Raw genomic sequence first — 25,375 nt, 5'->3', positions numbered from 1 at the left:
TCTTCCTGATGATCGGGATGTGCCTGACTGGTTGCCATAAAAAAGGAGGCAAAAAATGCCTCCTTGCCGGTTGATTTGTCAGCGACGTTGATCGTCAGCTGGGTTTAGCTAAGGGCAGTAAGCACTTGTCTGAGTCGCAGCCGGCAGGACCCGCCTCGGCGATCTCACCCATGTCGTAACGCTTCAAGGCAGCAAAGAAGTCGCTGCTGACGCGTCTCTGCACCACCTCAGACTGCATTCTCTCGTAAGTGGCGGCATCGATCGGCTCGAACGGCAGACGCGGGAAGGTGGCGTTGGCGTCGAACCGGGCCAGCAGGGCTGCCGAGATGTAGCCCTCTCCATGGAGCATCGCCCCATGGAGTGCGTCGGCCAGCGGCTCGATTTCGTGCTCGCGGAACTCGATCGTTGCTGAAGTGTTGTGGGCGGTGTAGTGCGTTTGCACCTGCATGTAGAAATCGAACTGGGCCATGGCCGAGAAGCCGTTGATGTCCACCGCATCAGCCCCGGGGAGATTGGCCCAGCTCACTTCCGTTGGGATTTCCACCAGCCATTCGGTGCAGCGGGAATCAAACGGATCATCCAGCAGCCGGCCCTGGTCGTCCTTGTCCGACTGGGAGGGAACCACGGTGTAGCCGAAGTCCATACAGGCCATCGCCACCGGGTCGTTCTTGCGGAAGGTGATCCGGCGAATGAAGCGTTGGGCCTTGGGGGGATGCCAGCCAGGGGCGGCACCGGTGAGCAGGCTCTTGGTTCCTGCCGGTTGAACGGTGGTGCAGCGGTTCGGGCGGCGCAGGCCGTGGCGATCGCAGTAGTCCCAGACGGTGTCGTTAACCACCTGCTTCCAACGGCTCAGGTAGGCCGCCTCCTGTGCCTTGAACGCCAGGCCTTCCTCGGTGTCCGGACGTCCGGCCTCCCACCACTGCAACCAGGGGGTGCCGAAGGCATGCACGAAGAAATCGAACAGGCCCGTGAAGCTGACGCCCACGATCGGGTCCCATTCGCGGCTCTGGCGATAACGCTCCACCTCGAAGCGGTGGTTCAACAGACAGGCCACGGAAAGGGCCGCTGCACGGAAGGCATCAGCCTGCCCCTCCTCATCGCTCGGATCGATCTGATTCAGATGGATCTCCGCCAGATTGCAGTGGAAATCGGCACCGAGGATTTCTCCGCAGGGGTTGAGTCCGTAGCGGCCGAGGCGATGCTCCAGTTCTGCCTCGCTCATTTCGGTGTTGTGCAGGCGCAACCAGCGGCCGGCCTCATCACGACCCTGATCGCAGTAGATCTCGATGAATTCCTGGCGGAGTTCAGCAGTGCTCAGAAGATCGGAATTGGAGCGGGCGATCGCTTCGGGGGCGAACTGAATGGCGCCCTCGCCGGAGTGGAACTGCTTGGTGACAGCCGCCAGCACCACATCGCGGCTTGGCCGCGTGTGATAAACCCGCGTGTGATTCGCCATGCGCAGGGCGTCGCGCTCAGGGTCGATCCGCCAGTTGCCCTGATCATCCTGTTGCCAGAGATTGTCCTTGGCTGAGGACGCCGCATCGTCATCGGCGGCGAACTGACGCATCCCCGCACTGCGACGGATGTTGCCGGCCACGATGGTGACGGCCGCTTCGTCGATCAGCAGGCAGCACTCCACGGAGGTGAGGCGTCGGCCGATCGCCTTGTTGAGCAGCCGTTCAACCCGTCCGTACAGATCCTTCAGCTTCACCGGGTTGGCCATGCCACCGAAGCCCTTGAGGGTTTCGCCGACCGGGCGCACGTCGTTGAGATCAACCTCGATCTCGATCAGTCCGCCATCAAACCGTTCATCGCTGCAGAGTTCCAGCATCAGCTGGTAGCTGTCCACCCAGCCCCGACGGGTATCGCCCACCTTGATGGTGACCCGGTTGCCCTCGATGCAATGGGTGCACTCGTCCTGGCGCTGTCCTGCCGGGGTGACTCCGATATCGGACACCGACACCACTTTGAGTCTGTTGCGCACGACCGGAAGGCGATCGATCAGGTGCGGCTCGATGATGGCCCCGGTGCCGCAGCCCATCATGGCGAGGTCCATCATCAGACCAAAGGCCTGCCAGTCCACCAGGTTGGTGGAAGTGCAGTTGTAGGAACCCGAGAAATTCACCGGTTGCTCAATCCAGCCCGTGCCACCGATCCACAGCCAGCGGCCCGAGGGAAGAGCCTTCTTCTCTGCCTGCATGCGTGCCAGCAGATCCAGTTCCAGCTGATTGAGATTGCCGAGTTTGCGCAGGCCTTCGAGATTCCGTTGGCCAACCTGTGCCCAGCTTTCACGCCCTTCAGGAATACGGCGGCTGTAGGTGCGGTAGAAGACAGGATTGGCGGCGGGGGCTGTAGCGGGGAAATCGCCGAAGCTGGCGCTCTCTCCCGCATGAAGCGCCACGCGATTCGGAGTCAGGGTCACGTGCAGATGAGCACTGGTGTTGTCGGAACCCTAACGCCACCGATGGGGTCAGCAAGGCCCGTTTTCCACCATCAGCAGTGTCCTGCTCAGACTGGTGCTCTCAGCTTCGTTTCCATGCAGCGTGTTTGCGAGCCGGAACTCATGGACGATCCGCAGCAGGTGCAGGCTTATGCGCAGGCGGATTTCAGCGACGGAGATCGCCGCACCCTCGTTCTGATCGAGTCCCTGCTGGCGGGTTCCCCGGCATTGCCGCAAGCCCCTCTGTTCATCGACCTCGGTTGCGGGCCCGGCAACATCACCCTGCCGCTGGCGGCGTCGCATCCCCTTGCTGAGCTTGTTGGGGTGGACGGCGCCGGATCCATGCTGTCTGTTGCGGCTCAGCGCGCTGCCGCCGCGGGCCTCACGGTGTGCTGGCAGCAAGCCTCGCTTCAGGATCTGCAGAGGGGTGATCTGCCTGAGCTGCTCGGACGTGCCGATCTGATTGTCAGCAACAGCCTGCTGCACCATCTGCATCAGCCCGGACTTCTCTGGTCGCTCACCCGCGTTCTCGCCGCTCCAGGTTGCCGGGTTCTGCACCGGGATCTGCGCCGTCCCGCAACTCTGATGGAGGCCCGGCAGCTCCAGGAGCGTCATCTCCCGGACGGGCCGCAACTGCTGGTAAGGGATTTCCTGGCGTCTCTTCAGGCCGCTTTCGAGGTTTCCGAAGTCGAGGCTCAGCTCACGGCTGCTGATCTGAATGGCCTGAATGTCCGCGCGGAGGACGACCGCTATCTGGTGGTGTCAGGCTTGGTGGATTGACGCAACACGATGAGCTTGAGCACCTCTGCTGCGGAGTCTGATCCCGGCGCTGCGGTCGCTGAGGCGGTGGATCGGCGCCGCAACTTCGCGATCATTTCGCATCCGGATGCCGGCAAGACGACTCTCACCGAGAAGTTGCTGCTCTACGGCGGTGCGATTCAGCAGGCCGGTGCTGTGAAGGCTCGGGGAGAGCAACGCAAGGTCACATCCGACTGGATGGAACTTGAGAAGCAGAGAGGCATCTCGATTACTTCCACCGTTCTCCAGTTCGACTACGACGCCACCACCATCAATCTTCTGGATACTCCGGGCCACCAGGATTTTTCGGAGGACACCTACAGGACCCTGGCGGCCGCTGACAACGCCGTGATGCTGGAGGACGCCGCCAAGGGACTTGAGCCGCAGACCCGAAAGTTGTTCGAGGTCTGCCGCATGCGCCAGATCCCGATCTTCACCTTCATCAACAAGATGGACCGTCCCGGTCGGGAGCCGTTGTCGCTGCTCGATGAGATCGAATCGGAACTGGAGCTGATCCCCTGGGCTGTGAACTGGCCGATCGGCAGTGGCGAGCAGTTCCGCGGCGTGATCGACCGTCGCAGTCGTGAAGTGGTGCTGTTCAGCCGTGCGGAACGCGGCCGACAGGCCAGCGAGCGGCGCCTGACCCTGGATGACCCCGCTCTGCGCGAGCTGGTGGAGGCTGAGCTGCTTGACCTTGCGGTGGAGGAGATGGAGCTGCTCGATGTGGCCGGCGCCGAACTGGATCTCGAGGCGGTGCATTCCGGAGACCTCACCCCCGTGTTCTTCGGGTCCGCGATGACCAATTTCGGTGTGAGGCCTTTCTTGGACGCTTTTCTGGAGATGGCTCAGCGGCCGATGGCGCGATCCAGCAGTGACGGCCTTGTGGACCCCCTGCGTGAAGGGTTCAGCGGATTCGTGTTCAAACTGCAGGCGAACATGGATCCCCGCCATCGCGACCGAGTCGCCTTTGTTCGGGTCTGCAGCGGCCGCTTCGAGAAGGATATGACCGTGAAGCACGCCCGGACTGGCAAGGCGATCCGTCTGTCACGGCCCCAGAAGCTGTTCGGACAGGATCGAGCGGTGGTGGAAGACGCCTACCCAGGTGATGTGATCGGTCTGAACAACCCCGGCATGTTCTCGATCGGCGACACCCTGTATGTGGGGCCGAAGGTGGAATACGAAGGAATTCCCTGCTTCAGCCCGGAGATCTTCAGCTGGCTGCGGAATCCCAATCCCTCAGCATTCAAGAATTTCCGCAAAGGGGTGAATGAATTGCGGGAAGAGGGTGCTGTTCAGATCCTTTACGACACCGATGAAAGCAAGCGTGACCCGATCCTGGCGGCCGTCGGTCAGCTGCAGCTCGAGGTGGTTCAACACCGGCTTGAGCATGAGTACGGGGTCGAGTCCCGCTTAGAGCCCCTTGGCTTCCAGGTGGCGCGATGGGTGTCGGGGGGATGGTCCGAACTCGACAAGGTGGGCCGCATCTTCAATTGCAAAACCGTGCGTGACGCCTGGAATCGGCCGGTGCTGCTGTTTAAGAACGAGTGGAACCTCAATCAGCTCAAGGAGGATCATCCCGATCTCGCTCTCAGCAATGTCGCTCCGGTGGTCAGCGGGGTGGAGCCGATCAGCCTCTGATCGCCTCCGTCCGGATCAGTGGGAACTGAAGTGCATCGCTTCGGTGGTTCCCCAAAGATGTTCCCGCGCCAGTTCAGCGCGACGAATCCATTGCTGCGCCTCGGTGCGGTTGCGACAGGTTCTGGCTTTTTCCTCGATCCTCATCAACGCAAGGAGTTCCTGAAGAGTGTTCATTCATATTGTTCAGTTAACCCACTGCTAACCCACCTTTAACCTTTGTCAGGCGCGGGCAGGCGTTCTTCGCGCTCGTTTCAGCGCTGATGAATCAAGCGGGGGGCGGGTGAGCAACCGCGGATCTCCTCGCGGGCCTCTGACTTCATCGCCAGACTGCACCGACTCACCACAACGATCAGTTGGACAGTCTCTGGCTTGTGCGAAGCACGTCGGACGGCGGGACCGAATACGTCTGCTTCCGCGGGGCCAGCGAACCAGTGGAGATGGTGGAGGGTTTTCACCTTCCACCCCAGATGCCGCTGATCAAGCGACGCCAGTGGTTGAACCGCAGCGAAGCTCTCCATTGCCGTGAGCGCCTGGAGGCCAGTGAAGGGTTCCGACACGCGGCCCCCCTGTTCTGAGCTGCTGTCGATACGCTCAATTGCAGTTGGTTGATCGCCGTCATGGCAGCCGTGGGTGAATCCGGTCCACAACCCGATTCCGATGACCCCTATGCCCGGCTCGGGCTGTCTGCGGGTGCCAGCTTCGAGCAGGTTCAGAGCGCCAAGCAGCGCTGCCTCACTGATGCCGACGATGATCCCCAGGCCAGGGCGAAGATCGAAGCGGCTTACGACGCGGTCTTGATGGCACGACTGCGGGATCGTCAGCAGGGCCAGCTCAGCCCGGCTGCTGCCACGGCATCGCAGCGCGAGGACGGCACTGCTGCTGCAGCAGCTTCCGCTCCTGCCGCTGTCGGAGTTCTGCAGCGGATCCGCAGCGGTCTCCCCGATCCAGGCCCGGCTCTTTCCGGCCTGGCACCGCAATGGTCTCTGGTTGAGGGGCGTGGCCTGATCGTGCGACTGGTCGCCGGTGGCCTCGGTCTCGTTCTGCTGCTGTTGTCACCAGGAAGCGTTCAGCTGATCCTGGCGCTTGCCGTCATCGGCTGTTTCCTCAGCCAGATCCGTCGTGGTCGACGTCCCCTGGCCTCGCTGGGCTGGACGCTCCTTCTGCTCGTCGCTGGCCTGGTCACCGGTGTTGTGCTGGTCTCGGCGTTGTCTCCTTCGGCCCTGTCCCAGCTTCAGCTCGCCAGTGATCAGATTCAGGCGATTCCAGCTGCTCTGCTGCTGCTGATCGCATCGTTGCTGCTGGCTTAAGCCACCGGTGTCTGGTCGGCGATCAAGCCGCGCAGTTCGTCGCCGCTGATCTCATAGCGGGCATTGCAGAAATGACAGATGAGTTCAGCCATGCCATCGGTCTCGAGCATGTTGGTCAGTTCCTCCCGCCCCAGCAACATCAGCGCGCCAACGCTTCGCTGACGGCTGCAGGGGCAGTGGAAGCGAACGTCCTGGTTGGCTGCGGCATCCTCCAGGGGGTGGGGGTCGAGGTCTGGGAAGACATCTCGAAGGAGATCCTCGAGCGCATCCCCGTGCTCCTCCAGTCGGCCGCTGAAGTCGGTGATCTCACGGCAGCGCTGTTCCAGCAGCTCCACGAGGGCGGGCTCCTCCGCCGCCTTCGGCAACACCTGCACCAGCAATCCTCCACTGCTTTTCACCCCTGATCGGTCGATGCGTTCGCCGACGAAGACCGCAGAGGGTGTCTGCTCGGAATGCAGCAGAAAGGACGCCACGTCCTCACCGACGGCCCCACTGACCAGTTCGACGGTGCTGCTGAACGGTTCTCCCTTGCCGTCATCCCGCACCACATGCAGGTAACCGGTGCCGGTTGCCCCCTTGAAGTCGAAGCCGTAGCCCCCCTGGCCATCACCGATCGGATCCAGTTCCAGCTGCGGGGTGCCCACGTATCCACGCACCGTTCCGTCACGCCCGGCATCCACGCTCATTCCCTTCAGCGGTCCGTCGGAGCTGATCCGCAGATTCACCCGGCCGTGCCGCACCTTCATCGAGCTGGCCAGCATCAGTGCGGCACTCATTCCTCTGCCGAGCATCACGGTGGTCAGGTACGAGAGGTCATGACGCTCCCGGGCTTCCCGCAGGGTCTCCGTCGTCGCCACCGCCACCAGCCGGATGCCGCCACCTGCCGCCGTTGCCCGAACCAGACGGTCGGCCATGCTCCCGCTCCAAGTCAGGGCAATGTAATCAGTGGCTTCAGCTGTCCGTCCAGGAGGGCATGGCGATCGCAAAGCCAGCCTTCGAACAGTTCCGGTTCATGGGTGACAACGATCAGGATCCGCTCATCGGCCAGGTCCGACATCAGCTGCAGCACCTCGCGGCGCACCGACCAGTCCAGCCCGGCGGTGGGTTCATCCAGCAGCAGCACCTCTGCACCGCGAAGCAACTGCACCGCGAGGGCAAGCCTTCTCTGCTGGCCGCCGCTCAGTCGCTCCGGCGGGGTGCTGAGGTCCACATCCGCCAGACCGACCCGTTTCAGCACATGTTGCTGCTGCTCCCATCCAAGTCGCCTCTGACCCAGCTTCAGCTCCTGCTGGATGCTCAGCCCCAGAAAATGCCGTTCCGGGAACTGAAACACGATGCCGCAGAGCCAGCGTCGCTGCCGACGGTTGACGGCCTGACCCTGCCAGCGGATCTCGCCGTGCTGGTTGCCGGCAAGGCCGCTGATCACCTCCAGCAGGCTGGTCTTGCCGCTGCCGCTGGCTCCGGCGATCAGCACGGGTTGCCCGTTCCTGGCCGTCAGGGTCACCCCACGCAGCACTGGATCCGCGGCTGTCGCCGGGCTGTAGTGCAGCGCATCCAGATCAAGCATGTCGTCCAGCTTGAATGATGATGAGGTGAAATCGATGGACCCATGGACATCCGGTTTCGGGAGGTCGACCCCTTCAATTGCTGGCTCTGGCTGCGTTTTGCGGAGGTTCCAAGCCAGGGGGAGCGGAATTACGTCGATGGCATCTTCGACAGCTGGTATGTGATCGGCCGTCTCGGAGGATTCAATGCCGAGAACCTGCAGGTGCATGAGGAAAGTGCTGACCTGAGTTGGATGGCCTACGACAACGAGGAGGCCGAATCGGTGATGCCCGCCCTCATGCACAACATGGGGCAGATGGAATACCGGGACGCGTGGGGCCGATGCTGGGTTGATCTCGGCACCAGTGATGCCGTCGGCCTTGATGTGCTCATCAATGCGCTGCGACAGCTGGATTCCGACGTGGTTCAGATCGAGGAACTGGTCGTCGGCGGAGTGAATGAGGACTGGCCCGTGGAGGACCATCCAGACAGCCTGTTCCCAGCGGGTGGCTGAACTGCGCCGGCTGCTGATCGAGCCGGAACGTCTGGGGGCTCTCTCCAGCCGGAACCGGGCTCTGTCCCTCAGGCAGCACGAACGTCATTACCTGCGTCGGGTGCTGCGCCTGAAGGTCGGTGATCCGGTGGCCGTCATCGATGGCTGCGGTCACCTCTGGAGTTCCCGTCTGGATGCCGACGCTGCCCTGATCCTGGACACCGCCCCCTCCTCACCCGCCGAAAGCGAGCCGCGACCGCGTCAGCAGCTGGGTCTTGCGGTGGCCCTGGTCCGCCGCGGCATGGACGATCTGCTGCGCATGGCCTGTGAACTGGGGGTGGACCGATTTCAGCCACTGCAGACGGCGCGATGCACCCCCCAGGCGGAGCACCGTCCGGACCGCTGGGCCAGCATCCTGCGCGAAGCGGCTGAGCAGTGCGAACGCCTCTGGCAACCGACGCTGCATCCCTTGCGCTCGCTACAGGACTGGTCTCCTTCTCCCCCGTCTCAGCTGGCGGTCGCTGTCACGCGCTGTGATCAGGTTCAGGAGCTGAGCCTCTGGCTTGAGCAGGCAGCGGCTCCGGATCAGGATCTGTGGCTGGTGATCGGGCCGGAGGGCGGTTGGACAGCGGAGGAGCAGATCCTCTTCGGGCAACGCCAATGGCAGCCGGTGGGATTGGCTCCCACGATCCTGCGCTCCTCCACCGCCGGCGTTTGTGCGGCGGTCAAGTTGTCGTCGTGGCGCCAGATCAGACCTTGAACAGATCGCTGGCGATGGCACGGAAACCGCGTATGGAGGCCCCTGGCTGCCTGCGTCGTGCCCTCAAGCCTGTGCCGGGAAGCAGGTTCTCGGGAGCGAAGGTCACCATGGTGACGGCCGGACGGGATTGTTCCGCCTCGGCCAGTTCGGCGGCAATCGCCTCGGCCGTGGTCTGCGTGGGGTTATCGGAGTCAGGGGCGGACGCCGTCACCGCCATTGGGGTGACCACCGGTTCCGGAGCGATCTCAGACGGTTCAGTAACCACAACCGGAGTGGCCGTGGGTTCGGGGCTGTCCGTCGCCTGGCTCGGAATGCTCAGATCGGCAGGGGCTGCCTCGTCATCGAGGGTGAGGAAAAATCCTTTGTTCTGCTTGTTGAACACCATGCCCTGGTCGCTGCACGATCACGGGTGATTCTCCCCCGTCGGCCTGGCATGACGAGGGATGCTTAGGGCAGTGCAACACAGTCGGTATGCCCTGGCTCTCAGCCCTGTTGATTCATGGGGTGCTGATCGCCCTGGCGCAGCGACTGCCGCTGCTCACACGTGCGGGCTGGATCCATGCCGGAGCCCTTGGAACGATTCTGCTGGGTTCCCTGGGTTGGCAGGGTTGGCTGGCCGTGGTGCTTTATCTGGCGCTCGGCAGTGCCGTCACCAAACTCGGGTTCCGCGACAAGCAGCGCCGTGGTCTGGCCGAAGCCCGAGGAGGCAGCCGTGGCCCGGAAAATGTCTGGGGTTCGGCTGCCACCGGCGCTGCGCTGGCACTGCTGATCGGCGCCGGCTTGGAGCCCAGGTCAGTCCTGCTGGTGGGTTTCGCCGCCAGTTTCGCCGCCAAGCTGGCGGATACCTTCGGCAGTGAGATCGGCAAGCGCTGGGGACGCACAACCGTTCTGATCACCAGCTTCCGTCGCGTTCCACCCGGTACGGAAGGGGCAATCAGCCTGGAGGGAACCCTGGCCAGTGCCTTCGGCAGCCTGCTGATGGGTGTTCTGATGCTTGCGCTGCAGCTGATTCCGTCCTGGCCGTTGACCGGTCTGGTGGTGCTGATCGGTCTGGTGGCGACCCTGGCCGAGAGTCTGTTCGGTGCGCTGGTGCAGGACCGTTACGACTGGATGAGCAACGAACTGGTGAATGCTTTGCAGACTTCCCTGGCGGCAGTCCTGGCCATCACAGCGATGCAGATCTGAGCGACAGCTCACCGTCTCTCTCCGCCAGGTCCTGAAGACGCGCGATCCCCGCCTGGATCACAGATCGGAGTCCGCCGGCACGCACGTTCTGACGTTGCGCCACCTCTCGCAGGCTCTGCCTGTCGATCAGATGGGCCTGAAGCACCCGGCGTTGTTCCGGATCCAGTTCGAGCATGGCCTGGACCAGCCAGTCCCGCTGGCGATCAACGGTCGGCTCTTCGGCCAGTTCGCATGGCACGGCGTCGAGACTCTGGCTCCGTGCGCATTGGAGGGCTACGAAGGCGTCCTTCAGCCGTGTGTCCGTGACGCCGAGACGTCTGGCCAGAGCCTGTCGGGAGAGAGGCGGCTGACTCTCCTGCGAGAGACCATCGCGGAGACGCCCGGCTTGCACGGCCAGATCCCTCAGTCGCCAGGGGATGCGCAGCGTTGCCGCACGATCCCGTCGATAGTGCATCACCTGGCCGTTTGCACGGCTGAGCAGATAGGAGCTGGGCTTCAGTCCCCGACTTGCATCGAAGCGATCCACCCCGGCGATCAGACCAAGGCAGGCCTCCTGGAGCAGATCGTCGTACTCCTCCGGCCCCTGTTGCCGCTGACGTTTGGCGACCAGGTGGGCCAGCCCTAGGTGTTGAAGAATCCGTTGGTTGCGATGCCGCACGGCATCTGGAAGTGGTCGGCGCTGTTCTTGGCGCCAGTGTTGTTGGTTGATCAAAAGGAGAACGCATCGTCCTCCTCAGAGTTCCGAGCTTCAGGCCGAGCGCACGCCCACCCAGGTGCCGTTGTGGGGCACTCGGGTGCCTGAGTCGCGGCTCGATTCAGGAAGGGTCGAGATCACATCGGGCGAGCTCAGGCTGGGTCAGCCGATCGATCACCCGAACCATGTCCACGGCGGTGAGCTCCCCGTTCACATCCCATTTCAGGGTTGTCTTCCGCTGCGCGGAGGTGCGTCCGGTGGTCGGGTCGAGATTGCGGTCGAGCCCCACGTGCATCAGTTGTGTCAGGGAACACGCAAATTAGGTCTCATGCCGTGTTCGGAGTCAGTGTCTTCAAGGGTTGTAACCCGGCCCAGGCGAGCAGAGCGGGCCAGTGCCGCAGCCTCTGATGCATCCAGGCATGGCCATCGGCGTTCAGGTGAAGTCCATCGGGCTCCAGCCAGCTCAGCCAGTCTTTTTCAGCCTGCACTTGTTTGTGCATCGCGAGGAAGGGCACATCGTGTTCCCGGCAGGTTTCCGCCAGCACCGCTTCGTATTGCTCGATCACTGGGTTGGCGTACCAGAGACAGTCCGCAAAGGGCATCACGTGGTCGTCCACCGGCGTCATGCCGATCACCAGCACGCTGCTCTCGCGGCTGATGGCTTCCAGCAGCTGACCCATGCCGAAGGCGTAAGCCTCCTCGCTGAGCTGTGGTCGACCGTTGGGCCTGCCGATGCGAGCGGTGTCGTTCAGACCGACGCTCAGCAGCACACCATCCGGTTGCTGCCGGCGCAGTTCGCCCCGGCAGCTCCATTCCCTCCGCCATCGGGCCGAGACGGCCTCCAGTCCGTCACCACGCACGCCGAGCGGGTAGATCACCGGCGCCTGGGGCAGTCCCATCCATTCCAGCCTGAGCCGCTCGCACCATCCACCGCCCAGCCGATCCCCCCAGCCATGAACGCCGCTGTCACCCAGAACCACCAGCTGCCGCGGTGCCATTGCCATCAGCATGGACAACTCAGAGCGAGCCAGCCTGACAGGCCCACTGTCTCTGCAGCCGGTCCATCAGCAGTTCCCCGAGGCTGGTGAGCGTGGCGTAGGCCAGCACCAGCCAGAACACCTGGGCCCAGTGGAAGGAACCGAGCGCTTCGATCAGCTGCCAGCCCAGTCCGGCTCCACCGACCAGTCCAACCACAGCGGTGTCACGGAGGATCACATCGCAGCGACTGGCGGCATAGATCAGATAGCTGCGACTGCATGGAGCAAGCTCCCCCATCAGCCACGCCTGGCGCTGTCCGGCTCCCATGCAGCGCAGAGCCTGGGAGAGCCCGGGATCGTTGTGATCAAGATCCTCCACAAGAATCCGGCCCATCACGCCGAGATGATGCAGTCCGAGGGCCAGACCGGCGAGCCACAGACTCGGCTTCACCATCATCAGCAGCAGCAGGGCTGTGAGCGGTGGTGGGAACAGACGCAGCAGTCCCCATCCCCACCGCTGCAGATGCGCCGCTGACCGCCCCGGCCAGGCCATCAACCCCAGCACCGGCCCGCTGATGGCGACAGCGCTGGCCAGCAGTGTCAATCCGAGTGTGGAAAGAATCAGGCTTGGCCAGGGTGTCGTGGTCAGGGCCTCCATCAGCGCAGCGCCATCCACCGCCTGGAACAACGACAGATCCGCCAGCTGCGGTGCTGTGAGATCCAGCTGGAGCATGGATCCCCATAACAGACCTGCCGGCAGTGCTGCCGTCAGCAGCAGCAGGATCATTCCGGTGGGAAAGCGGTTCAGCAGCACTTCGAGGAGAACCATGGCGAGCGCCAGGATCCAGAGACCGCTCCAAAGCTCACGGAACTGCAGCGACTGAAGACTGAGGACCAGATCGGTTCCCAGACCTCCGAGACCGAAGACCCCCAGCAGCACAGCCGAACGCAGGGCACAGTCCAGACGCTGAGCCATCTGACTGATCAGCGACGGTCCCACCGTTGGCAGCACGGCGGTGACGAAGGCGGCTCCCGGACCGGCTCCACCTCTCTGCAGCGCCAGGGACGCCGGCGGATTACGACTGTCGATCTGATCACTCACGACCCTGGCCAGCAGAGCGGCGTAGGGGACGGCGATCGCCAGAACCGCCACCCATCCATTCAGACCGAACAACTGCAGCAGCAGCAGTCCCCAGATGAGTTCATGCAGGGAACGGATCGGAGCAAGCAGCCGTCGGACCAGCACGGCGCCTGTGGTGGAGCCGTTCACCAGCAGCCAGACATGACGTGAACTGAGCAGCCCCAGGACACATCCCGCCAGGCAACTCACACCCCAGGCGAGCAGGGCCGTGATCAACGTCACCTGGAGACCCTGCAGCAGGCTTGCGATCAGCGGAGGATCCAGGCTGGGCTGCACGGCAGCCAGTGCGAAACGGCCGAGCAGGTTCAGCCCGCCGCCATGCAGATCCAGTGCCAGCACCAGCAGCATCGCTGGAAAGACAAGGCCAGGCAGCAGAGGCCACAGGGGCAGAGCCGGTTTCAGAGGGATTGGTAGAGGCATGCGATCGCGTCTGACCTGACATCGCCGCTGGACGCGTCGAGCACGAGGCGCCCCTGTCGCAAGCCGATGACGCGGTCGAAATGATGCACCAGGTCGGGACGGTGCAGGCTCACCAGGCAGCCGGCCTGATCCAGCAGAGCGACCATCACCTCCTCGGCAAGCACGGGATCAAGGGCGGAAAGCGGTTCATCCGCCAGCACCAGCAGCGGCTGCTGCCGCAACAGGCGGGCCAGAGCCACCCGCTGTCGCTGGCCACCGGACAAGCGGCTCACCGCGGTGTCCATCAGCTCTGGCTCCAGCCCCGCTGTGGTCACCGCGGCCAGACACTCCCGTCGTTCGAGCGGCTGAAGCAGGTTGCGCAGGGCCCAGAGCAGGGAGTGTCGCCCAAGGGCACCGGCATTGACATTGCGGCCGACCGTGAGTTCCTCGATCAGGCGCAGATCCTGCCAGAGGGTTCCGATCTCCATCCGCCGCCGACGCGGCAATGTTCTAATCGCCTGGCCTCGCCACTGCACCAAGCCCTGATCGGGCTGCAGGCTGCCATTGGCGAGGCTCAGCAGCGTCGTCTTGCCGGCTCCACTGGCTCCGAGCAGCGCGACGCGTTCTCCGACGGCAATGCGCAGGTCGAGCGGTTCAAGGCGACCCCGAACGCCGACCTGCTGCAACGCCAGTTCAGCGGTCAACGGATTTTGCCGAGTTCGCGACCCACCGTTTCAATCTTGACGTAGTCATCATTTTCAGCCGGGATGAAACGTTCGGCACCGAACAGATCCAGGATCGTGCTGACTCTTGCCGTGTCCGGCGACAGATCCAGAAGTGCGGATTGCACCTTGTCGGTGAAGTTGGCTCCGAAACGATCATCCAGATCAGGACGCGCTACCCAGTGGTAATCGACGTAAGGCGGTGTTCTCCAGATCACGAGCACCTGCTCAGGATCAACACGACCCGTTTCGACGTTGCTGGTCCAGACCTGTTCATTCAGGGCGCCGACCTCATAGGCACCGCTCTGAACCACCGCAATCGTGGCGTCGTGGCTGCCGCTGAATCCCGGGCCGCCACCCGCGAGATCCTCAGGCTGTACGCCGTTTTGCCCCATGAAGTATTGCGGCATCAGTCGGCCCGATGTGGAGTTCTCCGATCCGAAGGCCATCCGACGCCCCTTCAGCTCAACAAGCTGATCAGCACTGGTGAAGGGGCGCAGGCCGCTGGCGCCATTGGCGATGAAAACACTGGTGAATTTGGCGTCAATATCCCGTTGAGCCAGAACACGAGCCCCTGGTGTTTGAAGCCTTGCCTGGACTCCAGTCAGACCTCCAAACCAGACCAGGTCGAGACTGCCGGTGCGAAAGGCACTGACGGCCGCTGCGTAATTGCTCACCGGTACATAACGAACGGGAACGTCCAGACGTTCGCTCAGTTCCTGCGATAGCGAGTCATATAAGCGATTTAATTTTTCGGGATTCTGGTCAGGTATGGCACCGACCTGAAGCACTGCTTGCTCAGCGTTTTGCTTCGGTGCACTGCAGCTGGTCACGCTGGCCGTTATGGCAAGACCGGCGATCAAGCCAGCGGCCACCACGGCCCGATGTTGTCGAACAGACATCAGTGGATGTGATATTTCAGGGTTGGTTCAGGGCGTTCTGAGCAGTCGCTCGAGACGCCCCAGACCATCCATGATTGTCTCATCAGACACTGCGCAAGACAGTCGGATGCAACGGTCCGCCCCGAAGGCAACGCCGGGAACCACGGCCAGTCCAGCGTCGTCCAGCGCACGGCGGCAGAACTTCATGGAATCGTTGATGCGTGGCGGCAGCTGCGGGAAGGCATAGAACGCGCCCTGAGGTGGCAGCAGCGTGATCTCATCAATCGCCTGCAGACCCTCCGTGAGCAGAGTGCGGCGGCGGTTGTAACTCTCCGCCATCTCAATCACACAGTCCCGCTTGCCCAGCAGTGCCGCCAGCGCACCGCGCTGGGCGAAGCTGCAGACGTTGCTGGTGCTCTGGCTCTGAAGCGCCGACGCCGCCTTGATCACGGTCTCGTCTCCGGCCAGGTACCCGATACGCCATCCGGTCATCGCCCAGCCTTTGGCGAACCCATTGACCGTGAAGCAGCGTTCCGCCAGATCCGGTGCGAGGGCCGCAAAGCTGTGGTGCTCCTGCCCTTCCGCCAGGAGGAATTCGTAGATCTCATCGCTCATCACCAACAGACGAGGATGCCGGCGCACCAGCTCGGCCAGAGCTTCCAGCTCCGCACGGCTCATCACCCGTCCGGTCGGATTCCCGGGGGTGTTGAGCACCAGCAGGCGCGTACGTTCCGTGATGCGTGATTCCAGTTCGGCGAGATCGAGCCGGAAGCCCTCCTCAGGGTTCGACGCAATCACAACACTCCTGGCTCCCGCCAGAGCGGCCATGTCCGGGTAACTGAGCCAGAACGGCGCAGGGATCAGCACTTCGTCGCCGGGGTTGAGCAGCACCTGGAACAGGTTGAAGATCGCCTGCTTTCCACCGTTGGTGATCAGCACCTGGCTCGGCCTGGTGGGAATGCCGTTCTCGGTGCTCAGCTTCTCAGCCACCGCCGCTCTCAGTTCGGGATCACCGGCCGCCGGCCCGTAGCGGGTGATTCCATCGTCGAGGGCCTTGCGGGCGGCGTCGACGATGAATGCGGGGGTGTCGAAATCCGGCTCTCCGGCGCTCAGACTGCAGATGTCGCGGCCCTCGTTCCTCAGCGCTTTCGCTCTGGCCCCGATTTCAAGGGTCAGGGACGGCTTCAGGGCTTCAGCCCGTTGGGACAGAACGGTCGGGGTGGGCATCAGCAACGCACCTCCCCCGGATGCGTTTGAAAGAGCCAATCCTGCCTCATGTGGTGTCCCAGACAACCAGTTGCCAGCTCATCGCCATGAAACCGATCTCGATCACCTGGGTGCTGGCGGCCCACGCCCCCGAACCCCTGGCCCGTTTCTATGCCCTTGCCTTCGGGACCGTCGCCGAACAGGGTTTCTCTCGGCAACACTGGCGCGTGCCGCTGGCGGATGGGGGATGTCTGGAGATCTACCGCCCCTCTCGATCCCGTCCTTTCCCAGAGCGTGGACGCACCCTGGCGCCCTGTCTCAGGCTCTCCGCCTGTGAGCATCCCCTGGACCTGCTCGAGGCGAGTCTCCCCGAGTTGATCGCCTCTGGCGCCAGAGTGCAGCAGCCCCCGCGCGTGGAACCGTTCGGGGCTGAAGCCTGGCTAGAGGACCCCGAGCAGAATCCGCTGCTTGTGGTTGCCCCGTCCATCTGATCCGTCATGGCCGAGACCCCGCTCACGGAACTGGACCTCTGTGGCAGCTGCACCGCCTGTTCCCTCTCGGAGACCCGCACCAGGGTGGTGGTGAGCCGAGGTTCCGCTTCGGCGCCTCTGATGCTGATCGGTGAGGCCCCCGGAGCCCGAGAAGATGCCACCGGGCAGCCATTTGTCGGACGATCCGGCCAGGCGCTTGATCGTCTCTTGGTGGAAGCCGGATTCGACCTCGAGACGGATGTCTACATCTGCAATGCCGTGAAATGCCGACCGCCGGGCAACCGACGCCCGAAGCGGGTGGAACTCGCCGCCTGCCGGCCCTGGCTCGATCTTCAGCTGCAACAGGTGAACCCCGCAGCGGTCGTTCTGGCTGGTGCGACGTCGGTGGAAGCGATCCTGGGGATCAAGGGCGGCATGACGCAACTGCGGGGGCGCTGGCAGCGATGGCAGGACCGTGCTGTGATGCCGATCTTCCATCCCTCCTATCTGCTGAGGAATCCTTCGCCTGATGAAGGTGCTCCCATCGATCTAACGCGCCGGGATCTCTCCTCAGTGCGACAGCACCTGTGCGAACGTTGAACCGCTCGCGGCGAATCCTGTCATGACCGCCACACTGCCAACCACGCCAGCTGTTGTGGACCGTCGTTACGACACCCAGATCCACCGGCGTGTCACCCGCACCGTGATGGTGGGGGACGTGCCCATCGGCAGTGAGCATCCGGTGGTGGTGCAGTCGATGATCAACGAGGACACCCTCGACATCGAGGCGGCGGTGGCGGGCATCATCCGGCTGGTCGAGGCGGGCTGTGAAATCGTGAGGGTGACAACCCCATCGATCGGCCATGCCAAGGCCATGGGCAAAATCCGGGCGGAACTAAGGGCACTTGGGTGCAAGGTGCCGTTGGTCGCGGATGTCCACCACAACGGCATCCGGATCGCACTGGAGGTTGCCAAGCATGTCGACAAGGTACGGATCAACCCAGGCCTGTTCGTGTTTGACAAGCCCGATCCCGATCGGCAGGAGTTCACAGAGCAGGAATTTGCCGCCATCGGTGCCCGCATCCGCGAGACCTTCGAACCACTCGTCACCCTGTTGCGCGATCAGAACAAGGCCCTGCGCATCGGCGTCAACCACGGTTCGCTCGCCGAACGGATGTTGTTCACCTACGGCGATACCCCCAAGGGAATGGTCGAGTCGGCGATGGAATTCGTTCGGATCTGTGATCACCTCGACTTTCACAACATCGTGATCTCGATGAAGGCGTCGAGGGCGCCGGTGATGCTGGCGGCGTACCGCTTGATGGCGGACACCTTGGACCGGGAAGGATTCCATTACCCGTTGCATCTAGGGGTGACGGAGGCCGGAGATGGTGATTACGGCCGCATCAAGAGCACGGCTGGGATCGCCACCCTGCTGGCCGATGGTCTCGGTGACACCGTTCGTGTGTCGCTCACCGAAGCACCTGAAAAGGAGATTCCGGTTTGCTATTCGATCCTTCAGTCCCTTGGACTGCGCAAGACCATGGTCGAGTACGTGTCTTGCCCAAGCTGCGGACGCACACTGTTCAACCTTGAGGAGGTGTTGCACAAAGTGCGGGAGGCCACATCTCACCTCACCGGCCTCGACATCGCCGTGATGGGTTGCATTGTCAACGGTCCTGGCGAGATGGCAGATGCTGATTACGGTTATGTCGGTAAAGGGCCGGGAATCATCGCCCTTTACCGCGGTCGCGAGGAGATCCGCAAGGTGCCTGAGGATCAAGGTGTCAGCGCTCTGATCCAGTTGATCAAGGAGGACGGCCGCTGGGTTGAACCAGCCTGATGTCGTTAGGGTGAATCATCATTTTTCACGCCTCATGCCCAGCGTTTCACCCCTGCGGAAGCTGGTGCGGTCGGGCTCCCTGCTGATCCTGGGTCTGGGTGGAATCGCCGCTGCTGTTGTGGTGTCAAGGCCGGGGTTGAGTCTTCCCAGTTCCGTCGGTGGTTCGATCACCGACAGCCCGAAAGAGGTGATCGATCAGGTCTGGCAGATCGTGTATCGCGATTACCTTGATTCCAGTGGTGCCTACACCGAATCGCGCTGGCGTCACCTGCGGGGCGAACTACTCAGGAAGTCCTACGCCGACAGCGATGCCTCCTATGAGGCGATCCGCGGCATGCTTGCGAGCCTGAACGACCCCTACACGCGCTTCCTGGACCCGAAGGAGTTCAAGGAGATGCAGATCGACACCACCGGGGAGCTGATGGGTGTCGGGATTCAGCTCGGTCTCGACAAGGAGACCAAGGAACTGGTTGTGATTTCGCCGATCGATGGAACACCGGCCTCAAGGGCCGGTGTTCAGTCCAAGGATGTGATCATCACCATCGATGGTGCCTCCACCGAGGGCATGAGCACCTCCGACGCCGTCAAGCTGATCCGCGGACCTGAGGGCTCCGAGGTGGTGCTCGGCCTCCGCCGCGACGGCAGGGTTCTGAATGTGCCTCTGATCCGGGCCCGCATCGAACTCAATGCGGTGAAGTCCAGCCTCAACACAGCCCAGGATGGCAGCAAGGTCGGATACATCCGTCTCAAGACCTTCAATGCCAATGCCTCCCGCGAGATGCGTGAGGCGATCCGCGAACTCGAGGAGCAGGAGGCGGATGGCTATGTGCTGGATCTGCGCAGCAATCCCGGGGGTCTACTCGAAGCCAGTGTCGACATCGCACGCCAGTGGCTGAACGAAGGAACGATCGTCAGCACACGAACCCGCGAGGGCATCCGTGATGTGCGTCGTGCAACCGGCAGCGCTCTCACTGATAAGCCTGTGGTGGTGCTGATCAACGAGGGTTCAGCCAGTGCCAGCGAGATCCTCTCCGGGGCACTGCAGGAGAACGGCCGTGCCGAACTCGTCGGCATGAAGACCTTCGGAAAGGGGCTTGTGCAGGCCGTTCGTGGTTTGGCCGATGGTTCCGGAATGACGGTGACCATCGCCAAATATCTGACCCCTCGCGGCACGGACATCCATCAGAACGGCATCAAACCCGACTTGGAAGCCGATCTCACTGAGAAGGAGATCAAGGGACTCACCCCGGATGATCTCGGAACGGCGAAGGACGGTCAGTACAAAGTCGCTGAGTCCGCCCTCGTGAAAGCGCTTACCAAGGCAGACGCTGGTCAGACCTACAGCCCAACTGGCGCCAATCTTCAATCCGCGATCCAGACGCCTAAACAGTAATCTCCTGGCAGCGAAGAATTTCGATTCCGACGAGTGAATGCATTCGCTTCACTTGTAGATTTCTTTAATCGGCAGTCATCTCGATGTGTCTATATCCATGACTTCTGTAGGTCATGCTTTGCCCAGTTTACAGTCAAAGAGTCAGGCCAAGACAAAGTAGGCGTCAACAACGGCCTGTGCATCACCCGAAACAATTACACCGAAATACTAAAAAGATCTGAAACTATCTGAAAGCCCATCCGGTTCTGATTTGAGCAGCTTTAATCTTGACAACTAAAAGGTGGTTTAGAACAAATCGAACAGGGGGTTCTTACGGAGAACTCTATTGAAATCGCTCCTTGCGTGCGACATCAGCAGCAATCATTAAATTGATTACATCAATAGAGCATCTCTTCGGCCTCGCCAATTACTTTGCAGTCACTTGTGGGATAAGCAACACATAAAAGTGCAAAGCCTGCTTCCAGTTGGTCGTCATCTAGGAAGCTTTGATCTGATTGATCCAAAGAACCACTCAATAGTTTGCCAGCACATGTAGAACACGCTCCGGCACGGCATGAATAAGGCATGTCAATTCCCGCCTCTTCACCTGCATCAAGAATGTACTGGTCATCGGCACACTCAAATGAGAACTCGCCTGCGCTAGTTGTAATCGTGACGTTGTAGGCTGCCATGAATCAAAAATGAATGAATCTTAATTATTGAGCCGGAGAACAAATTGCCCATATGCTTAATTTAATTTCCTGAATTGATGTATCAATTGATTCGCTCAATGTTTTGTGGAGCTCACCAAACCCCAACACTGCAGTCACTTCCTTTCAGGTAATGGATAGCAGTCATCGAGATATTTGTTCGACTCTGTTGCTGATGAGCAATTCACTTACAGGCCGGCCAGACACTCAAGCGATACGTAGTATAACTTGAAACAACGAAGCAGACCAAAGACAATATCTTCTTGTATTAAATGGCACGTAAATCAGTGGATTTACTTATGTAAGCATGACTAAACTCAAAAAGTATCTTCTTGGCAAAATTGGAGTAATCCTTATTTCTTGATAAATGTACAACACTGCGCAATTTAGGAATAATCCGAGGAATATTGCATATTTTGTAATTTCAATTTTGTTTCCAATCGTTTTTTTATGGTCGCTATCAACAGGTGAAACAGAAATTGGCATTAATGAAGTCTTGAACTATATCTTCGGAGATTCAAATACTTCTACCGCTCAAGTAATTATTCATGATATTCGCTTGCCTCGAGCAATCGCCGCGCTACTTACTGGTTGCGCGCTAGGTCTGTCGGGAGCAATGCTTCAAGGCATGCTGCGTAATCCACTGGCCAGTCCATTTTTATTGGGGATTTCGTCAGGTGCAGGAATATGCGTTGTCATCATGTTATCTTTAAATGTACTATCTTCGTTTATTCCGTTTGGTGCATGGGCAGGCTCAATCCTGGCTGCTGTAATCGTATTTTTAATCGCTTACGAAAAAAATAATATTTCCGTACAGCGACTAATTCTCTCTGGAGTGGCTATCAGTAGTGTTCTGAGCTCTATACAGTCAATATTTTTATTGACGTTTGATGATACCCGTATTCAGAATTCACTAACTTGGCTTTCTGGCACATTAGCGGGAAGGGATTGGGATGACATAAAATATACGTGGATTCCTATTGTGAGTTGCGGATGTATATCGCTACTGTTTGGAAAGCAGCTCAATTTAGCTTTTCTGGATAGTGACACCAGCAAATCATTGGGGTTATCAATCTTTAGAATGCGAATTTTTGTTGGATTAATAGCAACAATGATGACAGCATGTGCTGTATGTATTGCTGGTCTCGTTGGCTTTGTTGGCTTGGTTATTCCGCATATTGTTCGATTACTTTGTGGAAACAATTATATCCATGTAATTCCCATCTCCGGATTTGCCGGCGGCATGTTTGTTCTCATAGCAGATGTTATTGCAAGATCATATTTATGGGAGTTACCAGTAGGTATTGTAACCTCACTTCTGGGAAGTCCTTTCTTCATCTATCTTTTACAAAGGTCACATTATATGCGAAGTAGTAATGGTAGATCTTAATCTTTCAAGAGTTTGTTATCAGATTGATAAATCTGCACTGATTAGCAATGTCTCTCTTACATTGACATCCGGTGATTGGTTTGTTATTGCTGGCCGTAATGGTTCAGGCAAATCTACACTTCTTCGCTTGATGGCAGGTTTGTTGCAACCAACATCTGGTGAAATTCTTCTAAACGCTAAAAAATATTGCCATAGCCCCAATTTGAATAAAGAGCTATCAGTGATGTCTCAGAAAAATGAATTGATTTCCAATTTAACAGTTATTGAATTGGTACGATTGGGTCGTTATCCACACATTCCTGCCTGGAAATTTGGCCTTTCTATAGAGGATCATGAGGCTGTTGAGTATGCCATCGACTTCGTCGGACTAAATCAATATAGTTATCGTGCTGTCGATACGCTTTCTGGTGGAGAGCGTCAACGCGCATTTCTAGCCTTAGCACTAGCTAAAAATGGATCAGTTCTTTTTTTGGATGAACCAACAAATCATCTTGATATCGTTGCACAGAGACAAGTCCTTAATCTCCTAGGTAAACTTGCAATAGAAGGTAAGATAATTGTTACTGTATTGCATGACCTGAATCATATGGCGAGGTACGCTACCAAACTTGCCTTGCTTCGTGAGGGTAATTTGTTCAAATTTGGCTCTCTAGACTCCGTTTATACCTCATTAAATCTAAGCAAAACATTTGACCTTGATATAGAAGTTATTGAATTCAATCAATTTAGATCTGCAGTCTATTAGATCGACGACTCTTCAACTTTGTCGACAAATCTAGTAAAACATATATTCCAATTGAGTTCATTTTTGACGAATGGTAGATCCTATGTCATTAAACACTATTCAATCGCTTTAAGGATCATATGAATTTAAGACATGTCAAATTCCTCACCAGCTTGCTGGCTTCTATTCGTTATATTAGTTGTAATAGAAGTAAAATCAATGCGGTCAATAATTATTTATCTGCTGTCGATATGCTCCTTACTCTCTACTATGGCTGTCGAGGCTATGAGCGAAGACGCTAAACAAAGTAAGAGAGATATTCGTCGAGTTGTTACGCTGACTTCATTGTCTTCTGATTTGGTTGTAAATCTAAATAAACAAGTCTTAGTCGGTATTCCTGGAACTTCTCTGACAAATAATGACTCAAGATATGTTGATATCAAAAGAGTTTCGTCAGGACGCAACATGCCCAATATTGAATCAATCATTGCACTTAAACCGGATTTTGTTATTGGTGCTGATGGTTTTCATTCTCGTATATTGCTTAAACTTAAAAAACTTGGCATTCAGACACTTGCTTTAAAGATGGACCGCTTAGAAGCACTCTATGATGCTGACCAAATTCTCAATAGGTACTTGCCAAGTGCATCGAAACAAGATAGAAAGTTGAAAAATATTTGTCCGACACCGACACATTCCATAAGTCATTCGCCCAATAATAAAAATCGTGTTTTAATTTTAGCTGGTAATTCTCCAATGTTATCACCAACAGAAAATAGTTGGGCAGGCTCATTATTGAGTCATAACAGCTTCACAAATGCAACAAAGCATTTATCGGGGAAAAGCCCCTTCAATGGATATATTACAATGTCAAATGAACGACTGATGTCTATTAATGCAGATAAAATCATTATTATTAAGCCATCGGATGAATCGCCAAGCCTACGCAAATCATTGCACAAGTATTTCCCAGGCATCGACAAAGAGGATATAATTGCCATGGATTATTACGGTTTGATCAATCCGGGTAGTTTGGATAGTATTGCTAGGGCGTGTACGCTACTTCAAAAATTCTAATCATCAAAGTGAAATTACCAAATTCTTTCAACGTTCTATGGTATACGTTGAGTTGCTTTTTGCTAGATGATTCAGAGCCTGTTGCTTGACTTCCTGAATGCTCATTGATGACCTGGTTGCCTGCTGTTATCTGCATCGTATGCGCCGACAAGTCTTGTTTCCAAAGTGATCTTTGATTGATCCCCAGATGTTATAAATACAGGTGAAATTGTGTTCCATATTCATTGCAAATCCAGTAGCTCTTCTCTGTATTTATACGTCGATGTGGATGCAAATTCTAATAACTTTTTTGTGTGGATTTGATTGATGACTCGCTACATTTAGTGTAACTATATTAATCGTGGTAAGTATTTTGGGACTGCTTTTCTTCAGTGGATTGGTTAGTACGTGACATGGCGGTCACACCTTGGGATCTGAATAATCTCGAAATAATTATATTTGCATTAATCATACAGTGTTTTATGTTACGATCAGGTTGCGACTGTCACAGGTTAAACGTCTTTTGGCGTCTAATGGTGCTCGCCTAGTTAAAATGAAGCACAGCATATTGTAATTAAATATTACCAGTGCTTGGTTGATATTGCCATTATATCAATGAATTGATATGGAATTCTGTTGTCAGATGCCCTTGCGAGTGTTGCTTTTCAGGCGCCATCAAGTCCACCTGCTCAAAGATCTGGTTTGGAACCACTTCTTGGTGGCGAATTAAGAGCCAAAGCTGTTTGGGTCGACCAAAAGTCTTGTATTGGATGTCGATACTGTGCAAATGTTGCAACCAATACGTTTGTTGTAATTCAAGAAACAGGTCGCTGCCGTGCTTTCAGGCAAGATGGTGATTCCGAAGATCGGATCCAAGAAGCAATTGATACTTGCCCTACTGATTGTATTCATTGGCTCCATTTTGAAACTCTATCTACATTCTCCGAACATGATCGTATGCCCATAGGTTCAGAATAGATTGCCCATTATCTGTAGATATGGCTGTGGAGTTACTTGGCGTGTGAGCACTACTGCTGATCAATGTATTTGTCGGTTCCATTAAGCCACAACAAGGATGTTGTGTTTACTTCTTGTCCAATCAGCTTATAGTTGACTTGCACGAATCATCACTTTGTTATGGTCTTCTACGCAATAAAGATTCATTATTAAACCTCATTTGAACCGTTGATGTAGGAGGTGTTTACGCTGTCCATTCATTTTTAATAGGTTATGGGGCGATGCAAGGATTAATGCTTCTCATGATTGATGAATGACAACTGCTATTAGGACGCATGCAGGTGCTCTTTTTCACTTCTCGCTTTGTTGACTGCCTTATGCTTGATCTTGTTGACAGCTATCAACAGTCTTTCGCCACTGCTCCGCGTGATCTTGAGGCAACAACATCGTATTGTGAACGCAGTTATAATAGATCAATTCTTTATCCTAATATCTGGAATAGGTCTTAGCAAGTGCTGTTAGACAGTGTGGATTTTATTTTTTGGAGGTGCAGATTGCGTACTTTTACGGAATTCTCTAATCGCTGTTGGAATTCGTTCGTATGATTCGTGACAGATTATTTGGTTGATAGGTACGTTGTAGAACTGTGTTCTGCATTGCTTATGCT

The 25,375-nt window shown here is 57.8% G+C and carries 28 protein-coding genes; 15 read left to right on the top strand and 13 right to left on the bottom strand.

Annotated features, from left to right (window positions below; all coding sequences use genetic code 11):
• Positions 1-94: 94 nt before the first annotated feature.
• Positions 95-2,422, bottom strand: coding sequence for a ribonucleoside-triphosphate reductase, adenosylcobalamin-dependent (nrdJ, locus tag SynA15127_RS07180; RefSeq protein ID WP_186483490.1), 2,328 nt, complete (start codon positions 2,420-2,422; stop codon positions 95-97).
• Between the two features lie 114 nt (positions 2,423-2,536).
• Between nrdJ and SynA15127_RS07175 the strand changes: the two genes are divergently transcribed.
• Together SynA15127_RS07175 and SynA15127_RS07170 are read left to right on the top strand one after the other, a co-directional pair.
• Positions 2,537-3,220 (top strand): class I SAM-dependent methyltransferase, encoded by a 684-nt coding sequence (locus SynA15127_RS07175; protein WP_186483489.1) that lies wholly within the window; start codon positions 2,537-2,539, stop codon positions 3,218-3,220.
• Positions 3,221-3,235: 15 nt separating this feature from the next.
• Positions 3,236-4,876 (top strand): peptide chain release factor 3, encoded by a 1,641-nt coding sequence (locus SynA15127_RS07170; protein WP_255475426.1) that lies wholly within the window; start codon positions 3,236-3,238, stop codon positions 4,874-4,876.
• A gap of 15 nt (positions 4,877-4,891) precedes the next feature.
• On the opposite strand, the gene SynA15127_RS07165 is transcribed toward SynA15127_RS07170, so the two are convergent.
• Positions 4,892-5,050, bottom strand: coding sequence for a hypothetical protein (locus SynA15127_RS07165; RefSeq protein WP_186483487.1), 159 nt, complete (start codon positions 5,048-5,050; stop codon positions 4,892-4,894).
• A 179-nt stretch (positions 5,051-5,229) separates the two neighbouring features.
• On the opposite strand from SynA15127_RS07165, the gene SynA15127_RS07160 reads away from it, so the two are divergent.
• Positions 5,230-5,451: a hypothetical protein gene (locus SynA15127_RS07160; protein ID WP_186483486.1), complete on the top strand. Its 222-nt coding sequence runs from the start codon at positions 5,230-5,232 to the stop codon at positions 5,449-5,451.
• A 42-nt stretch (positions 5,452-5,493) separates the two neighbouring features.
• Positions 5,494-6,183 (top strand): CPP1-like family protein, encoded by a 690-nt coding sequence (locus SynA15127_RS07155; protein ID WP_186483485.1) that lies wholly within the window; start codon positions 5,494-5,496, stop codon positions 6,181-6,183.
• On the opposite strand, the gene hslO is transcribed toward SynA15127_RS07155, so the two are convergent.
• Complete coding sequence (gene hslO / locus SynA15127_RS07150) at positions 6,180-7,097, bottom strand: Hsp33 family molecular chaperone HslO (protein ID WP_186483484.1); 918 nt, start codon at positions 7,095-7,097, stop codon at positions 6,180-6,182. The two genes, SynA15127_RS07155 and hslO, sit on opposite strands and share 4 nt — an antisense overlap.
• A 14-nt stretch (positions 7,098-7,111) precedes the next feature.
• On the bottom strand, positions 7,112-7,750 hold the full coding sequence (locus SynA15127_RS07145) for an ABC transporter ATP-binding protein (protein WP_186483483.1): 639 nt from the start codon (positions 7,748-7,750) through the stop codon (positions 7,112-7,114).
• Between the two features lie 42 nt (positions 7,751-7,792).
• Between SynA15127_RS07145 and SynA15127_RS07140 the strand changes: the two genes are divergently transcribed.
• A complete protein-coding gene (locus tag SynA15127_RS07140; RefSeq protein ID WP_043691225.1) occupies positions 7,793-8,242 on the top strand; it encodes a DUF3531 family protein in 450 nt (149 codons plus the stop codon).
• The gene (locus SynA15127_RS07135) at positions 8,235-8,981 is read left to right on the top strand and encodes a 16S rRNA (uracil(1498)-N(3))-methyltransferase (RefSeq protein ID WP_186483482.1); all 747 of its coding nucleotides are present in this window, start codon (positions 8,235-8,237) and stop codon (positions 8,979-8,981) included. Before SynA15127_RS07140 ends, SynA15127_RS07135 begins: the two co-directional genes overlap by 8 nt.
• Here SynA15127_RS07135 and SynA15127_RS07130 read toward each other — a convergent pair.
• Positions 8,971-9,366 (bottom strand): hypothetical protein, encoded by a 396-nt coding sequence (locus tag SynA15127_RS07130; protein WP_186483481.1) that lies wholly within the window; start codon positions 9,364-9,366, stop codon positions 8,971-8,973. The genes SynA15127_RS07135 and SynA15127_RS07130 overlap by 11 nt on opposite strands.
• Positions 9,367-9,452: 86 nt before the next feature.
• Here SynA15127_RS07130 and SynA15127_RS07125 point away from each other — a divergent pair, with 86 nt between their 5' ends.
• Complete coding sequence (locus tag SynA15127_RS07125; protein ID WP_186483480.1) at positions 9,453-10,166, top strand: DUF92 domain-containing protein; 714 nt, start codon at positions 9,453-9,455, stop codon at positions 10,164-10,166.
• Here the strand turns inward: SynA15127_RS07125 and SynA15127_RS07120 are convergent.
• From SynA15127_RS07120 to SynA15127_RS07090, 7 genes are all read right to left on the bottom strand, one after another.
• Positions 10,147-10,824 carry a sigma-70 family RNA polymerase sigma factor gene (locus SynA15127_RS07120; RefSeq protein ID WP_186483479.1) on the bottom strand — a complete coding sequence of 226 codons (678 nt, stop codon included), beginning with the start codon at positions 10,822-10,824 and terminating at the stop codon, positions 10,147-10,149. The genes SynA15127_RS07125 and SynA15127_RS07120 overlap by 20 nt on opposite strands.
• A gap of 157 nt (positions 10,825-10,981) precedes the next feature.
• The gene (locus tag SynA15127_RS07115; RefSeq protein ID WP_186485759.1) at positions 10,982-11,149 is read right to left on the bottom strand and encodes a hypothetical protein; all 168 of its coding nucleotides are present in this window, start codon (positions 11,147-11,149) and stop codon (positions 10,982-10,984) included.
• A 37-nt stretch (positions 11,150-11,186) separates the two neighbouring features.
• Positions 11,187-11,864 (bottom strand): GDSL-type esterase/lipase family protein, encoded by a 678-nt coding sequence (locus SynA15127_RS07110; protein WP_186483478.1) that lies wholly within the window; start codon positions 11,862-11,864, stop codon positions 11,187-11,189.
• A 13-nt stretch (positions 11,865-11,877) separates the two neighbouring features.
• Positions 11,878-13,398, bottom strand: a complete 1,521-nt coding sequence (locus tag SynA15127_RS07105) for an ABC transporter permease (RefSeq protein ID WP_186483477.1) — start codon at positions 13,396-13,398, stop codon at positions 11,878-11,880.
• A complete protein-coding gene (locus tag SynA15127_RS07100) occupies positions 13,377-14,081 on the bottom strand; it encodes a phosphonate ABC transporter ATP-binding protein (protein WP_186483476.1) in 705 nt (234 codons plus the stop codon). Before SynA15127_RS07100 ends, SynA15127_RS07105 begins: the two co-directional genes overlap by 22 nt.
• Positions 14,078-15,001 (bottom strand): putative selenate ABC transporter substrate-binding protein, encoded by a 924-nt coding sequence (locus SynA15127_RS07095; protein ID WP_186483475.1) that lies wholly within the window; start codon positions 14,999-15,001, stop codon positions 14,078-14,080. The genes SynA15127_RS07100 and SynA15127_RS07095 overlap by 4 nt, the downstream gene beginning before the upstream one ends.
• Positions 15,002-15,028: 27 nt before the next feature.
• Positions 15,029-16,207, bottom strand: a complete 1,179-nt coding sequence (locus SynA15127_RS07090; protein ID WP_186483474.1) for a pyridoxal phosphate-dependent aminotransferase — start codon at positions 16,205-16,207, stop codon at positions 15,029-15,031.
• Between the two features lie 53 nt (positions 16,208-16,260).
• Between SynA15127_RS07090 and SynA15127_RS07085 the strand changes: the two genes are divergently transcribed.
• Genes SynA15127_RS07085 through SynA15127_RS07070 form a run of 4 tightly spaced genes read left to right on the top strand, consistent with a single transcriptional unit; the run spans position 16,261 to position 19,892 of the window.
• Positions 16,261-16,677 carry a VOC family protein gene (locus SynA15127_RS07085; protein ID WP_255475425.1) on the top strand — a complete coding sequence of 139 codons (417 nt, stop codon included), beginning with the start codon at positions 16,261-16,263 and terminating at the stop codon, positions 16,675-16,677.
• 6 nt (positions 16,678-16,683) lie between these two features.
• On the top strand, positions 16,684-17,256 hold the full coding sequence (locus tag SynA15127_RS07080) for a uracil-DNA glycosylase (RefSeq protein WP_186483473.1): 573 nt from the start codon (positions 16,684-16,686) through the stop codon (positions 17,254-17,256).
• Positions 17,257-17,278: 22 nt separating this feature from the next.
• A complete protein-coding gene (gene ispG, locus SynA15127_RS07075; protein ID WP_186483472.1) occupies positions 17,279-18,499 on the top strand; it encodes a (E)-4-hydroxy-3-methylbut-2-enyl-diphosphate synthase in 1,221 nt (406 codons plus the stop codon).
• A 34-nt stretch (positions 18,500-18,533) separates the two neighbouring features.
• Positions 18,534-19,892 carry a S41 family peptidase gene (locus SynA15127_RS07070; protein WP_186483471.1) on the top strand — a complete coding sequence of 453 codons (1,359 nt, stop codon included), beginning with the start codon at positions 18,534-18,536 and terminating at the stop codon, positions 19,890-19,892.
• A 377-nt stretch (positions 19,893-20,269) separates the two neighbouring features.
• Here the strand turns inward: SynA15127_RS07070 and SynA15127_RS07065 are convergent, their stop codons facing one another.
• The gene (locus tag SynA15127_RS07065) at positions 20,270-20,563 is read right to left on the bottom strand and encodes a 2Fe-2S iron-sulfur cluster-binding protein (protein WP_186483470.1); all 294 of its coding nucleotides are present in this window, start codon (positions 20,561-20,563) and stop codon (positions 20,270-20,272) included.
• Between the two features lie 385 nt (positions 20,564-20,948).
• Between SynA15127_RS07065 and SynA15127_RS07060 the strand changes: the two genes are divergently transcribed.
• The 4 genes from SynA15127_RS07060 (at position 20,949) to SynA15127_RS07045 (ending at position 24,729) form a co-directional block, all read left to right on the top strand.
• A complete protein-coding gene (locus tag SynA15127_RS07060) occupies positions 20,949-21,971 on the top strand; it encodes an iron ABC transporter permease (protein WP_186483469.1) in 1,023 nt (340 codons plus the stop codon).
• Positions 21,958-22,716, top strand: coding sequence for an ABC transporter ATP-binding protein (locus tag SynA15127_RS07055; protein ID WP_186483468.1), 759 nt, complete (start codon positions 21,958-21,960; stop codon positions 22,714-22,716). The genes SynA15127_RS07060 and SynA15127_RS07055 overlap by 14 nt, the downstream gene beginning before the upstream one ends.
• A gap of 264 nt (positions 22,717-22,980) precedes the next feature.
• On the top strand, positions 22,981-23,772 hold the full coding sequence (locus SynA15127_RS07050) for an ABC transporter substrate-binding protein (protein WP_186483467.1): 792 nt from the start codon (positions 22,981-22,983) through the stop codon (positions 23,770-23,772).
• A gap of 615 nt (positions 23,773-24,387) precedes the next feature.
• The gene (locus SynA15127_RS07045) at positions 24,388-24,729 is read left to right on the top strand and encodes a ferredoxin (RefSeq protein WP_255475424.1); all 342 of its coding nucleotides are present in this window, start codon (positions 24,388-24,390) and stop codon (positions 24,727-24,729) included.
• Positions 24,730-25,375: the final 646 nt, after the last annotated feature.

The organism is Synechococcus sp. A15-127 (assembly GCF_014280215.1).
Taxonomy (GTDB): domain Bacteria; phylum Cyanobacteriota; class Cyanobacteriia; order PCC-6307; family Cyanobiaceae; genus Parasynechococcus.
Note: the sequence above shows the minus strand (reverse complement) of the source record. Positions and strands in the feature narration are given on the sequence as shown.